The 13,519-nt window shown below is 29.3% G+C and carries 12 protein-coding genes and 1 tRNA gene; 7 read left to right on the forward strand and 6 right to left on the reverse strand.

Going from position 1 to position 13,519, the window contains the following annotated elements:
* The first annotated feature begins 17 nt into the window (after window positions 1-17).
* From ACY2RW_RS08440 to ACY2RW_RS08450, 3 genes are all read left to right on the forward strand, one after another.
* Entirely contained in the window at window positions 18-1,529 is a 1,512-nt protein-coding gene (locus ACY2RW_RS08440) for a peptide MFS transporter (protein WP_490122279.1), read from the forward strand.
* A 73-nt stretch (window positions 1,530-1,602) separates the two neighbouring features.
* Window positions 1,603-3,171: a peptide MFS transporter gene (locus tag ACY2RW_RS08445; protein ID WP_490122280.1), complete on the forward strand. Its 1,569-nt coding sequence runs from the start codon at window positions 1,603-1,605 to the stop codon at window positions 3,169-3,171.
* A 37-nt stretch (window positions 3,172-3,208) separates the two neighbouring features.
* Entirely contained in the window at window positions 3,209-3,727 is a 519-nt protein-coding gene (locus tag ACY2RW_RS08450; RefSeq protein ID WP_490122281.1) for a thioredoxin family protein, read from the forward strand.
* A gap of 2 nt (window positions 3,728-3,729) precedes the next feature.
* On the opposite strand, the gene ACY2RW_RS08455 is transcribed toward ACY2RW_RS08450, so the two are convergent.
* From ACY2RW_RS08455 to surE, 5 genes are read right to left on the reverse strand one after another with little or no spacing between them, the layout of a single operon-like run.
* On the reverse strand, window positions 3,730-5,751 hold the full coding sequence (locus ACY2RW_RS08455; RefSeq protein ID WP_490122282.1) for a ComEC/Rec2 family competence protein: 2,022 nt from the start codon (window positions 5,749-5,751) through the stop codon (window positions 3,730-3,732).
* 38 nt (window positions 5,752-5,789) lie between these two features.
* Window positions 5,790-6,269, reverse strand: a complete 480-nt coding sequence (locus tag ACY2RW_RS08460) for a C40 family peptidase (RefSeq protein ID WP_490122283.1) — start codon at window positions 6,267-6,269, stop codon at window positions 5,790-5,792.
* Window positions 6,270-6,276: 7 nt separating this feature from the next.
* Window positions 6,277-7,386 carry a lipid-A-disaccharide synthase gene (lpxB, locus tag ACY2RW_RS08465; protein ID WP_490122284.1) on the reverse strand — a complete coding sequence of 370 codons (1,110 nt, stop codon included), beginning with the start codon at window positions 7,384-7,386 and terminating at the stop codon, window positions 6,277-6,279.
* A gap of 1 nt (window position 7,387) precedes the next feature.
* The gene (locus tag ACY2RW_RS08470; RefSeq protein ID WP_490122285.1) at window positions 7,388-7,675 is read right to left on the reverse strand and encodes a hypothetical protein; all 288 of its coding nucleotides are present in this window, start codon (window positions 7,673-7,675) and stop codon (window positions 7,388-7,390) included.
* A complete protein-coding gene (gene surE, locus ACY2RW_RS08475; protein ID WP_490122286.1) occupies window positions 7,663-8,433 on the reverse strand; it encodes a 5'/3'-nucleotidase SurE in 771 nt (256 codons plus the stop codon). Before surE ends, ACY2RW_RS08470 begins: the two co-directional genes overlap by 13 nt.
* Window positions 8,434-8,630: 197 nt before the next feature.
* Between surE and ACY2RW_RS08480 the strand changes: the two genes are divergently transcribed.
* From ACY2RW_RS08480 to ACY2RW_RS08490, 3 genes are all read left to right on the forward strand, one after another.
* Window positions 8,631-9,149, forward strand: a complete 519-nt coding sequence (locus tag ACY2RW_RS08480; RefSeq protein ID WP_490122287.1) for a hypothetical protein — start codon at window positions 8,631-8,633, stop codon at window positions 9,147-9,149.
* An 86-nt stretch (window positions 9,150-9,235) separates the two neighbouring features.
* A complete protein-coding gene (locus ACY2RW_RS08485) occupies window positions 9,236-11,362 on the forward strand; it encodes a carboxy terminal-processing peptidase (RefSeq protein ID WP_490122288.1) in 2,127 nt (708 codons plus the stop codon).
* 74 nt (window positions 11,363-11,436) lie between these two features.
* Window positions 11,437-11,883 carry an acyl-CoA thioesterase gene (locus ACY2RW_RS08490; RefSeq protein ID WP_490122289.1) on the forward strand — a complete coding sequence of 149 codons (447 nt, stop codon included), beginning with the start codon at window positions 11,437-11,439 and terminating at the stop codon, window positions 11,881-11,883.
* A gap of 43 nt (window positions 11,884-11,926) precedes the next feature.
* Here ACY2RW_RS08490 and ACY2RW_RS08495 read toward each other — a convergent pair.
* Window positions 11,927-12,008, reverse strand: a tRNA-Leu gene (locus ACY2RW_RS08495).
* Between the two features lie 103 nt (window positions 12,009-12,111).
* Between ACY2RW_RS08495 and ACY2RW_RS08500 the strand changes: the two genes are divergently transcribed.
* Window positions 12,112-13,500, forward strand: a complete 1,389-nt coding sequence (locus tag ACY2RW_RS08500) for a dipeptidase (RefSeq protein ID WP_490122290.1) — start codon at window positions 12,112-12,114, stop codon at window positions 13,498-13,500.
* The last annotated feature ends 19 nt before the right edge of the window (window positions 13,501-13,519 follow it).

Raw genomic sequence — 13,519 nt, forward strand, 5'->3', positions numbered from 1 at the left:
AAATAAAAGTATAGATTATGTTAGATAAAGGAGTTAGTACAACTACAGAAGAACCACAAATGTTCGGACATCCAAAAGGGTTATTTTATTTATTTTTTGCAGAATTATGGGAGCGTTTTAGTTTCTATGGAATGAGAGCGCTGCTAACGCTTTATATGGTTGAAAAAATATTTGCAGCTATTGTTGAAAGAGATACTGCAACAGCAGTTGTTTATGCTTCTTACGGTTCTTTAGTATACGCCTCTACAGTAATTGGTGGTCAAATTTCGGATAAAATATTAGGAATGAGAGCTTCCATTTTTTTAGGTGGAATTTTAATGGCTTTTGGACATTTTGTTCTTGCAATAGAAAATGATATGGCTTTCTTCCTTGCATTAGCCCTTATTGTAGTGGGTAATGGTTTTTTTAAACCAAACATTTCAACCTTTGTTGGTGCTTTATACAAAGAAGGTGATGTGAGAAAAGATTCTGGGTTTACCATTTTTTATATGGGTATTAATATTGGAGGTATGGTTGCACCTTTTTTGTGTGCATGGTTGGCTGTTGAATATGGATATCATTATGGTTTTGGATTAGCAGGAATTGGAATGTTAACAGGTTTAATTTTCTTTTGGAGTGGAATTAAAAACAATGTATTTGGTGACAAAGGTATGCCACCAAATCAAGAAGTTTATGAAAAGAAAATTTTAGGAATACCTCAAAAAACGTTAATTCCAATTATTGCATTTTTATCTGCACCTGGTATAGCTTGGCTTTTGTCTTCTTGGAAAGATAATTATGTAAGTGGTATATTTAAATTCATTGGTTTTGCTGTTTTAGCATATTTAGGTTATATTTTATATAATTTAAAATCTAACGATGCTCGTAAAAAACTAATAATGGCGGTTTTAATTACTTTTTTTATGACACTCTTCTGGGGTTTTCATGAATTATCAGGAAGTGTAATTACTTTATTTGCATCAAGAAATGTTGCTTTAGATGGAATCATGTCTGCTGGTCAAACTAATGGCTTAAACTCTATGTTTATAATTATTTTAGCAATTCCTATTTCACTTTTATGGGGTTATTTATCAAAAAAAGGAATGAACCCTAGAACTCCTTACAAATTTGGTTTAGGGTTATTACTTGCAGGTTTAAGCTTTTATATCCTTTCTATTAGTGGAGGTAGTGCAAATGAAAACGGAATGGTACCTTTTTACTACTTATTTGTAATGTATTTTATTATTTCTGTAGGTGAATTGTTTATGTCTCCTGTAGGGTTGTCAAAAATCACAGATTTGTCCCCAAAAAACATTGTATCCTTCATGATGGGAGTTTGGTTTTTATCTTCGGCTTTTGCTTTTCAAATAGTTGGATTTATTGGAGAACAATTGGCTGTAGAAAGTACTGATAAAAATGTAGGAGGCTTAGATACTTTAGAGATTTATACAGATGGCTTTCACCTAATAGCAATGTATGCTCTTGGTGCTGGAGCAATTGTATTATTATTTTCACCATTAATGAAAAAATTATTAGGTAACGTACATTAAAAATAATATCAAGCATAAACCTCATAAACTAGTCATTTATGAGGTTTTTTTTATTTTCTAAAACTTACTAATTATGGATATATCTGCTACTAACAAAGAATTTAGCTTATTAAATCATAAGCCTGCATTATTTGTTTTGTTTTTTACAGAAATGTGGGAACGTTTTTCTTATTATGGAATGCGTGCCATTTTTGTTCTATTTTTAACAGCCTCTTTTTCTGATGGTGGTTGGGAATGGACAAGAGAAAGAGCTTTAGGTCTTTTAGGAATTTACACAAGTTCTGTCTATTTAACTCCGCTAATTGGTGGTATTATTGCTGATAAATTATTAGGTTATCAAAAAGCGGTTGCATTAGGTGCTTTAGCAATGACTTTAGGTCATGCAGCTATGTCATTAGAAACTGAGACTACATTATATTTAGGAATTGGATTATTAATTATTGGTAATGGATTATTTAAACCAAACGTAACCTCTATTGTTAGTGGTTTGTATGATAAATATCCTGAAAGAAAAGACGGTGCTTTTACTATTTTTTACATGGGAGTTAATGCTGGTGGCTTTTTAGGAGTTTTACTCTGTGGATTTTTAGCAAATAATTTAAGTTATTCTTGGGGGTTTGGTTTGGCTGGTATTTTTATGCTCTTAGGAACTTTGCAATTTTGGTTTGGGAGAGAAATTTTTGAAAACATTGGTGCTACTCCAAGTAAAAAAAATGATTTAGCTGATGCTGTTGCAACAAAAAAAACTGATTTACTCGAAAAAGATCTTCAAAAAAATAATACTCAAAAAAATATTCAAAGAGATAGATATATTGTTGTTGCATTATTGGCTTTCTTTACAGTATTCTTTTGGGCTGCCTTTGAACAAGCCAGTGGTTCTATGAATATTTTTGCAAGAGATTACACGCAAAGAGCATTAACTGGAAACTCTGCTTTAATTTTTAAAATTGTAGATGTTTTAGTATCTACTGTTCCTCTTTTAATAATTTCTTGGGTTTTGTTAAAACTATTTAGCCAAACTTTTAAAAAAATATCATTATCAAATATTGTATTAGGCATTAGCTTTATTAGTATTTGGGGAATAGTTATTTGGAAATTAAGTGTAATTATCCCTCAACAAAACACAGAGATAGAAGCTTCTTGGTTTTTGATATTAAATTCACTTTTTATTATCTTCTTAGCGCCTTTATTTTCTAAATGGTGGGAAAGTAAACTTAATCCCTCTGCTGCTGTAAAATTTGGTATTGGAATGCTTCTTTTAGGAATAGGTTTTGGAGCATTAGCCTATGGTTCAAGCAACATTCCTCAAGGTGCAAAAACAGCTTCAGTAAGTTTAATTTGGTTAGTCTTGGCCTATTTATTTCATACAATGGGAGAGCTATGTGTGTCTCCAACAGGTCTGTCTTACGTTTCTAAATTGGTTCCAGCAAAAAAAATAGGAATGATGTTTGGTATTTGGTATCTAGTAAATGCTTTAGGAAACTACTTGGCTGCAAAAATTGGAAGTTATATAGATCCTATTGTAGAACAATATTCTATGTCTTACTTTTTCTTAATTTTTACAATTGTACCTACTGCTGTTGGATTAATATTTTTAATATTAAATCCTTTGATGAAAAAATTAATGCACGGAATTAGATAATCTGTAAATTTGGCACATCATTTGCGACCAGTTAATTATGAAAAAAATCGTATTCGTATTTACAATTTTCTTTTTTTCTTGGAATAATATTGCCCAAGAAAATGTGAAGTGGCTTTCTTTTGAAAAAGCTATCGAATTAAATAAGAAAAACCCAAAGCCCATTTTAATAGACGTCTACACAGATTGGTGTGGCTATTGCAAAAAAATGGATTTAAACACCTATTCTAATAAAGTTATTGCCAATTACATCAATAAAAATTTTTATGCAGTAAAACTAAATGGTGAAGAGAAAAAAGATATCGTTTATAAAGGTCATACTTTTAAATTTCAAAAAGAAGGCAGACGTGGTTATCATCAATTACCTGCTGCTTTAATGAGTGGGAAATTATCTTACCCAACTACTTTGTTTTTATCAAAAAAAGAACAACTTTTAGACAGAATACCTGGTTATTTGGATAAAACAGTGATGGAAAAAGTAATTGCCTATTTTGCTGAAGAATTATATAAAACTAAAAAATGGGAGCTTTTTGATAAAGAATTTAAAAGCAATTTGTAAACTTATTCCTCGATAACAAAAGAACCTTTTTTTCCTGTGTAATGAAAAGGAATACCATTTTCCAAGCATTTATTTTTCCATCGGAAAATGTAACTTTTATAATTAGAACCATCTGCAACTATTTGTGATGGTTTTATTGTTTTTATCAATCTTTCTATATTAATTTTTGGTGAATCTTTTAAAATAACAATAGGTTTTTTTAAGGTGCCTATATTGTAAACCCCTAAATCATCAACAATTAAAATTTCTTTGTCCAAAAATTCTAAATAGTTTTTAAAATCTACTTGTTGTATTTTTTTTATTTTTTCTTTAATCATGTAAGCTTTTAAACTGTACTCCTCTTTTGCGTTTAAAGAATCTAAATTATGTTGCAAAAAAAGCTTGTTACCAACTCTTTTTCCTATTATATAAAACCTATTTTTATGAAAAACGAGCAACTCCCTTTTTAAATTATATTCCTTTACTTCAAATAAAAAAACAGATTGTATCAGTATAATTGAAGCTAAAACATATAGTAATTTTTTTGTTGATTTATCAGTAAAAAACCACACACTAAAAACAACTAAAAGATACAAGCTTAACATCATATAAACTGATATTGAAATTTCTCTAAATAAAAACGCTTCTTGATTAGAAATCCAACTTACAACACTATTCATCCAAGAAATTACAACTCCGTAAAAATCTGCTAAAAATTGAGGCAATATACCTATGAGTGAAGCAAAAATTACTAGAATACCACCAACTAAAATGTATATTAAGCAGGGAATAATTATTAAATTAGAAGCTAAAAACAATCCTGGAAGCTGCTGGAAATAAAATACGCTTAATGGTAAAACACCTAACTGAGCTGCAATGGAAACAGTAAACAATCCCCAGAAAAATTTTAAAATCTTATTTTTTGGTTTGTATATAGATGCTAATTTGGGCTGAACCCAAATAATACCAAAAACAGCTAAATAACTAAGCTGAAAGCCAACATCAAATAGAAACAGTGGTTTTATGCACAACAAAAAAAGCATTGAAGAAATTAAAGAGAATTCGATAATTTTTTTTCTCTTAAAACTCATTCCTATTGCCACAAAAGTAAACATAGTAACTGCCCTAACTACAGATGCAGAAAGTCCTGCTATAAAAGCAAAGATCCACAACAATAAAATAATGAGTATTGTTTTTACAATTTTGCCATTTTTAAATCTTTCTAAAGGTTTGCACAAAAAAGTTAAAACCAACAAAATTACACCTACATGTAAACCAGAAACTGCCAAAATATGTATGGCTCCAGCATTTTGGTAATCTGCAATTAACTCTTTAGAAATATCTTGTCTTTGTCCTAACAACAGTGCATTAATCACAGCAAGCTCATCTTTTTTAAAGTGATGTTTTAATAGCGATTTCTTAATGTGTTTCCTAACTTTATCAGACAAACCATATAAACTATTTGTTGGAGATTCTATTTGTAGAAACTGTTTATTCTTAACATATATTTGATGATAAATGTTTTGTTTTTCTAAATATGATTTATAATTAAATTGATGAGGGTTTAAAGGAGGCTGTACTTCATTTAAAATACTTTTAGAAATAATTTTATCATCAACACCTAACATCTGGCTATTTAAACTGTCTTTTTCAATATTTAGTAGAATTTTACCTACAGTCTTATGTGTATCAACTTGAGTAATATTAGCCTCATATTTATAGTGATATAATCCTGGTTTTAAAACTTTTCTAATTTTTAAAATTATGGTAGAATTATCATCCAAATAGTTTCCATAATAAGAATCATAATTCTGATAATTGTTAAAATATACAGAAGAAGTCCCCAAAAAAAAGAATAAGAAAAATGTAAGAAAACTGGATATTATTTTATTTTTTATTAAAAAAGTAACAAGCGCAAAACCACCTAAAATTAGTAGGGTTTCAAGAAATTTAAAACTCCATAAGTTGGTATAAAACTGGAAACAAATTCCAAGAATTACAAATACAACAAAATGTAAGGGTAAGTAATATAGTAACCTTTTCATAGCGAATTAAAGGTACTAAAAAAAATTAAATAGTACTTTTAAAGAATGTTTGTTGCTTTTACAAAAGCATTTTTCCAATATTTTTCTGATAGTGAAGAAACAATAACCCCTCTAGAAGAAGTTGCATGTATAAAACGAATAACGCCTTTTTTATGAGAAATAATCAAACCAACGTGGTTTATTCTTTTTCTACTCTTGTTGGTTCTAAAAAAAACTAAATCCCCCTTTTTAACTTTGCTCAAAGAAATTATTTTACCTCTTTTAGCCATGTCTCTAGAAACTCTAGGTAATTTTACATTTTCTTGTCCGTAAGCAACATAAATTACTCCTGAGCAATCCATCCCTTTTTTGGTTGTTCCACCAAATTTGTAGCGAACTCCTGTGTATTTTAATGCGTTAGCAACAATTTTGTCTGCCTTAGAAACAGTTTTTTTGTTATTTTGAATAGCTTTTTTAGATGATGAGCAAGAACTCATCATAAAAGAAAAAACAACTACTAAAAATACTGCTTTCTTCAACCCCTATTTATTTTAAACTGGCAACTATTTGTTGAGCTACTTTTTTAGAAGCTCCTTTTCCTCCAAGTTTTTTCTCTAACTCAAAATATTCTAAAAAGAGTTTTTCACGGTGTTTTTCATCTAAAATTTTAATCAATTCTTTTTTAAGATTTCTTTTATTAAAATCATTCTGAATTAATTCTTTTACAACCTCTTTATCCATAATTAAATTTACCAAAGAAATATATTTTAGTGTAATAATTCTTTTTGCTATTTGATAGGAAATACTACCACCTTTATAACACACTACTTGTGGCACTTTAAACAAAGCCGTTTCTAAAGTTGCAGTGCCAGAAGCAACCAAAGCTGCGTAAGACACACTTAATAAATCGTATGTTTTATTGTTGATAAATTTTACATCTTTCTTACCAATAATTTTTTGATAAAAAATAAAATCTTGACTTGGAGCACCAGCAACAACAAATTGATACTCTGGAAAATCATCAATCAAAAAAAGCATTACAAATAACATTTTTGTAATTTCTTGCTTTCTGCTTCCAGGTAATAACGCAATTATGGGCTTATCAGATAAATTATGTTCTTTTTTAAAAGTGGTAAAATCTACTTGCTTTCTGCCTGCAATTCCATCTATTAATGGATGTCCTACAAATTCTACATCATAATTAAATTTCTTGTAAAACGCTTTCTCAAAAGGCAAAATCACAAACATTTTATCTACATCTCTTTTAATGGTTTTTACTCTTGTAGCTCTGCTTGCCCATACTTGAGGAGAAATGTAATAATTGGTTTTAAAACCTTTTTCTTTTGCCCATTTTGCAATTCTTAAATTAAAACCAGAGTTATCTATAAAAACAATAACATCTGGATTAAATTGCTCTATATCTTTTTTACAAAATTTTATAAATACCAATACTTTTTTAAGATTCATTATCACCTCAAAAAAACCCATAAAAGCTCTTTCTTTGTAATGGCTTACCAAAGTACCTCCAACACTCTTCATTAAATCTCCACCCCAAAATCTAATTTCTGCATTTGCATCTTCTTTATACAATGCTTTCATTAAATTAGATCCGTGCAAATCTCCAGAAGCTTCTCCTGCAATAATGTAGTATTTCATATTAAAAAAACTTTAAAAATAAAGTTGTTAATGCAGTTAAAATTGTTGCTATTAAAACTCCTTTTGCTCTATGATCTTGTTTCTTTTTTATAAAAATAAAAAAAACAAACAAATTAGGAATGGCAGCTAAAGATAAAACTTTACCAAACAACTTACCTTCTTTTAAAAAGGCTAAAGATTCTGTAAACCCAAATCTAGAAAAGTATTCTAAATACAAGAAAATACCAGCAAAAGTGGCGAATAACGAAACTAAAATTCCGATTAAAATATCTTTTTTTACAGTTCCCAAGAGTTTAATTTTTGAATAAAATGATGTGCAGTCATATCAAACTGAACAGGTACAACAGAAACATATCCGTTTTCTAAAGCGTAAACATCTGTATCTTGTCCTTTATCTTTACTTACAAATTCTCCAGAAAGCCAATAATATTCTTTTCCAAAAGGACTTTTTCGTTTGTCAAAATCTTCTTTCCAATATCCATTAGCCTGCCTACAAACTTTTACTCCTTTAATTTCTTCGTATTTTAAATTTGGAATATTTACATTTAAAACAACACCTTCAGGTATGCCATTTAACAAAGCATTTAAAGTAATATTTTTCACAAATGTTTCTGATGGTTTAAAATCTGCATGCCATTTAAAATCTAATAAAGAAAAACCGATGGCTGGGACACCTTCTATACCTGCTTCTATTGCAGCACTCATTGTTCCTGAATAAATTACATTAATAGACGAATTTGATCCATGGTTAATACCTGAAACACATAAATCTGGTTTTCTATTTAAAATTTCGTTTATGGCCATTTTTACACAATCTGCAGGCGTTCCAGAACAAGTATATTCTAACTGAGGGCCATCATCAATTGTAATTGGATTGCAAGTAAGTACATTATCCACTGTAATTGCATGTCCCATTCCACTCTGAGGGCTATCAGGAGCCACAACTACTACTTCTCCAATTTTATTCATTATTCTAATTAAAGCTCTTAAACCTGGAGCTGTAATTCCATCATCATTGGTTACTAAAATTAAAGGTTTTTCTTGCATAACTTACTATTTAACTATCTAAGATTTAAAATTCAAAGTTAACGATAGTTTTCAATAAAAAAAGTGCTCTTTAAACACTAAATTTTAATTTTTCTAAAACAAATGTAATCGTTTTTTAATGATTTCATTTTTAACATTTTGTAAAGACCAATCTTTTTGTTTTTTGCGTAAACTTGTAGTTGATAAACTTTTAATTTATGAATCGTTTCTTAACAGTATTAATTTTATTGTTTACTGTAAGTTTTTCTAACGCTACTTTTACTCAAAATTCTTCAAAAAATCCTTGTTCTGGAGAAAAATATAGGCAATTTGATTTTTGGGAAGGTAGTTGGAATGTTTATGATACATCAGGCAAATTAATTGGTACAAACAGACTTGTAAAAATGCAAAATAATTGTGTGATGCAAGAAAATTGGGAATCTAAAACAAGTCCAAACAAAGGAACAAGTTACAACTATTATAACAAAACAGATGATACTTGGAATCAAGTTTGGATTGACAACTCTGGTTTTTCTTTAGTTTTAAAAGGAAAATTAATTGACGGAAAGATGGTCTTAAAAAGCAATTTAATCAAAGCAAAAAAGGGCGATTATTACAATAGAGTAACTTGGTCTAAAAATAAAGATAATTCTGTTACCCAAGTTTGGGAATATTTAGATGCTAATGGTAAAATAATATCAGAAGCATTTAGAGGGATATATAAAAACAAAGAATAAAAAACAAAATAAAAAAAATTGGCATTGTTTTAGTAGTTTAGCAATAGCAAAAAGTAATTAAAAAATAAAATCACGACAAAAGATTTATGAAGACGAAATTTAAATTATTATTCTTAGCAATTGCATTGCTAACGAGTAGCTTAAAAACAAATGCAACTAATTTTAATACAGATCCAGATCCTGAAAAAGATAAAATACTAATCTACGTTTTAAAAAACATTTTAACAAGAGGTCATTTTGTTGTAAAAGATATGAATGATGATTTCTCTGAATTTGTTTTTAAAGGTTTTATTGATGGTTTAGACCCAAGTAAAAGATATTTCACACAAAAAGATATCAAAGAATTTTCAAAATATAAATATCAAATAGACAATCAGTTATTAAATGATGATGTTTCTTTTTACAATTTAGTCTACAATCGTTTTATTGAAAAAATTAAAAATGCAAAATCTTATTATGGCGATTTATTAGCACAACCTTTCAATTTTAAAAAGAAAGAAACCATAGATATTGATTATGATAAAGTCGATTTTGCAAAAAACGAAAATGAACTAATAGATTACTGGCGCAAACAACTAAAATTAAACACTTTAAGTAGAGTTCAAGATAAAATTGAAAAACAAGAAGATAAGGCTAAAAAAGATAAAGACTTTAAAAAGAAATCCTTTAAAACTCTAGAAGAAGAGGCAAGAACAGAAGTGCTTAAAAATATGGATGAACTTTATCAAAGAATAGAAGAGTTAGAACATGAAGACTGGTTTTCTACTTTTTTAAATAGTGTTGTTAGTGCTTTTGACCCACACACAACCTATATGGCTCCAAGAATAAAAGAGCGTTTTGACCAAGACATTTCTGGAAAATTAGAAGGTATTGGTGCTCGATTACAAAAAAGAGGAATCTATACTCATGTTTTTGAATTAGTTTCTGGTGGTCCAGCATGGAAACAAGGAGAACTAGAAGCAGGTGATATTATTTTAGAAGTTGCACAAGGAGATGGAGAGCCTTTAGATATAGTTGGAATGCGTTTAGATGATGCCATTAAATTTATCAAAGGAAAAAAAGGAACAGAGGTAAGATTAACTGTTAAGAAAAAATTAGATGGTTCTACTAAAATAATATCTATTATTAGAGACGTTGTTCAGTTAGATGAAACTTTTGTAAAATCTAGTATTGTAGAAAAAGATGGTAGAAAATTTGCCATTATAGATTTGCCTAAATTTTATATTGATTTTTCTGATAATGCCTATAGAGATTCTGCAAAAGACATGGAATTAGAAATAGAAAGGTTAAAAAAAGAAGGAGTTACAGGCTTAATCATAGATTTAAGAAACAATGGTGGTGGTTCCTTAAAAACTGCTATCGAAATTTCTGGTTTATTTATAGACAAAGGGCCAATAGTACAAGTAAAGTATAGAGGAGAAGCACCTATTGTAAAAAATGACATAGATCCAAAAATACAATGGGATGGAGCAGTTGTAGTTTTGGTAAATGAATTTTCTGCATCTGCATCAGAAATTTTTGCAGCTGCAATGCAAGACTATAAAAGAGCTGTAATTATTGGTGGTAAACAGACTTATGGTAAAGGAACTGTTCAAAATATTTTACCAATTAATCAGTTTTATCCAAAATATAAAAAAGATTTAGGATATTTAAAAATGACTATCCAAAAATTTTACAGAGTTAATGGGGGTTCTACCCAAGTAGAAGGGGTTTATTCAGACATTGCTATGCCAACTAGATATAGTTATATGAAATTTGGCGAGCGTAATTTAGATGGTGCACTAAAGTGGGATAAAGTTGCCAAAGCAAAATATAATTTAGCCAATTCCTATTCAAATTTTAATGAAGTTGTTTACTCTAGTAAAGAAAGAATTGCTAAAGATCCTAAATTTAAGCAAATTAACGAATATGCAAAATGGTTAAAAGAAAATCAAAAAGATACTTCTTATTCATTAAACTACAAGATTTTTGAAAAAGAAAATAAGGAACAAGACAAGTTTTCAGAAAAATTTAAAAACACTTTTGATTTTAAATCGAATTTAACTTTTACATCACCAAAATATGAATTGTCTTTTTTAGAAAAAGATGAAACATTATCTGACAAAAGAAAAGCTTGGCACAAAAATTTATCTAAAGATATGTTTGTTTCTGAAGCTCTAAACGTTTTAAGTGATTTAAAAATGAATACAAAAAACGAAATTGTAAAGAATTAAAAAATATATAAATACCAATAAAGCCTGATAGTTTTTTTAAAAAAATACTATCAGGCTTTTTTAAATAAAAAAATATGAGTTTTAAAATATCTTTTAACACCAAATGGTCAGATTTTGACCCTAACAGACACATGCGTCATACAGCTTATAATGATTATGCAGCAGAAGTTAGAGTTAGATACTTTAGAGACCAAAATTTTTCTATAGAAGAATTTACAAAACATAATATAGGTCCTATTTTATTTAAGGAAGAAACCACTTTTAGAAAAGAAATTCATCTAGGAGAAACCATTACTGTAGATTTTAAAGTGCAAGGTTTATCAGAAAATAATGAACGTTGGAAAATTACCCATCAAATTTTTAATGAAGCAGGAAAACTATCTGCCATTGTAAAAGTTTATGGAGCTTGGATAGATTTAACTAAGAGAAAACTTACAGTACCACCAAAAGAGGCACAACATTTATTTGAAAATGCTGAAAAAAGCGAAGATTTTGAAAAGATTTCTTTAAGCATAAATTAAGGCATAAAAAAACTTCTTGAGAAATCAAGAAGTTTTTTACTTGTACAGGCGGAGAGACTCGAACTCTCACACCTTTCGGCACTAGATCCTAAGTCTAGCGTGTCTACCAATTCCACCACGCCTGCAACTTTCCAATCAAATTGGGATGCAAATATAAACAATACTTAGAAACTGCAAAGCAGTTCATTATTATTTTTCTATTTTTGAAAAACAAATAAAAAACTTTACATGAATACAATTCAATCTTACATAAAAGAACATAAAAAACGATTTTTAAATGAGTTGGTAGATTTGCTTAAAATACCTTCAATTAGTGCAGACAAAGCCTACAAAAAAGACGTTTTAAATACAGCTGATTTTGTTTTAGAAAGCTTAAAAAATGCTGGCTGTGATAAAGTTGAGTTGTGTGAAACTCCTGGATATCCTATTATTTACGGAGAAAAAATTATCGATAAAAGTTTACCAACAGTTTTGGTTTATGGACATTATGATGTACAACCTGCAGACCCCATAGATCTTTGGACTTCTCCTCCTTTTGAACCTGTCATTAAAAAAACAGCAATTCATCCAGAAGGAGCTATTTTTGCAAGAGGAGCTTGTGATGATAAAGGGCAAATGTACATGCATGTTAAAGCTTTAGAGTATATGACTTCTACAGGAAATTTACCTTGTAATGTAAAATTTATGATAGAAGGTGAAGAAGAGGTTGGCTCTGAAAGTTTGGCTTGGTTTGTACCAAGAAATACAGAAAAATTAGCCAATGATGTAATTCTAATTTCAGACACAGGAATGATTGCAAACAATATTCCTTCAATCACAACAGGTTTGCGTGGTTTGAGTTACGTAGAAGTTGAAGTAACTGGCCCAAATAGAGATTTACATTCTGGTTTGTATGGTGGTGCTGTTGCAAATCCTATTAATATTTTAACCAAAATGATTGCTTCTTTGCATGATGAAAATAACCATATTACTATTCCTGGCTTTTATGATAATGTAGAGGAATTATCTGTAGATGAAAGAGCAGAAATGGCAAAAGCTCCTTTTTCTTTAGATAACTATAAAAAAGCATTAGATATTGATGCTGTTTATGGAGAAAAAGGATATTCTACTAACGAGCGAAATTCTATAAGACCTACTTTAGATGTAAACGGAATTTGGGGAGGCTATACAGGCGAAGGCGCAAAAACTGTAATTGCAAGCAAAGCTTATGCTAAAATTTCTATGCGTTTAGTTCCAAATCAAGATTGGAAAGAAATTACAGAGCTATTTAAAAATCACTTTGAAAGTATTGCTCCAAAATCTGTAAAAGTTGTCGTAAAACCACATCATGGAGGACAAGGTTATGTAACCCCTACTGATAATATTGCCTATCAAGCTGCAAGTAAAGCCTATGAAACTACGTTTGGCAAAACACCAATTCCGCAAAGAAGTGGAGGTAGTATTCCTATTGTTGCTTTGTTTGAACAAGAATTAAAAAGTAAAACCATTTTAATGGGTTTTGGGTTAAATTCTGATGCTATTCATTCACCTAACGAACATTTTGGGGTTTGGAATTACTTAAAAGGTATTGAAACCATTCCATATTTTTATCAATATTTTACTAAGTTATCAAAATAATTTTGTCTTTTTAAAATCA

It is taken from the genome of Polaribacter sp. 2305UL8-11 (assembly GCF_058147165.1).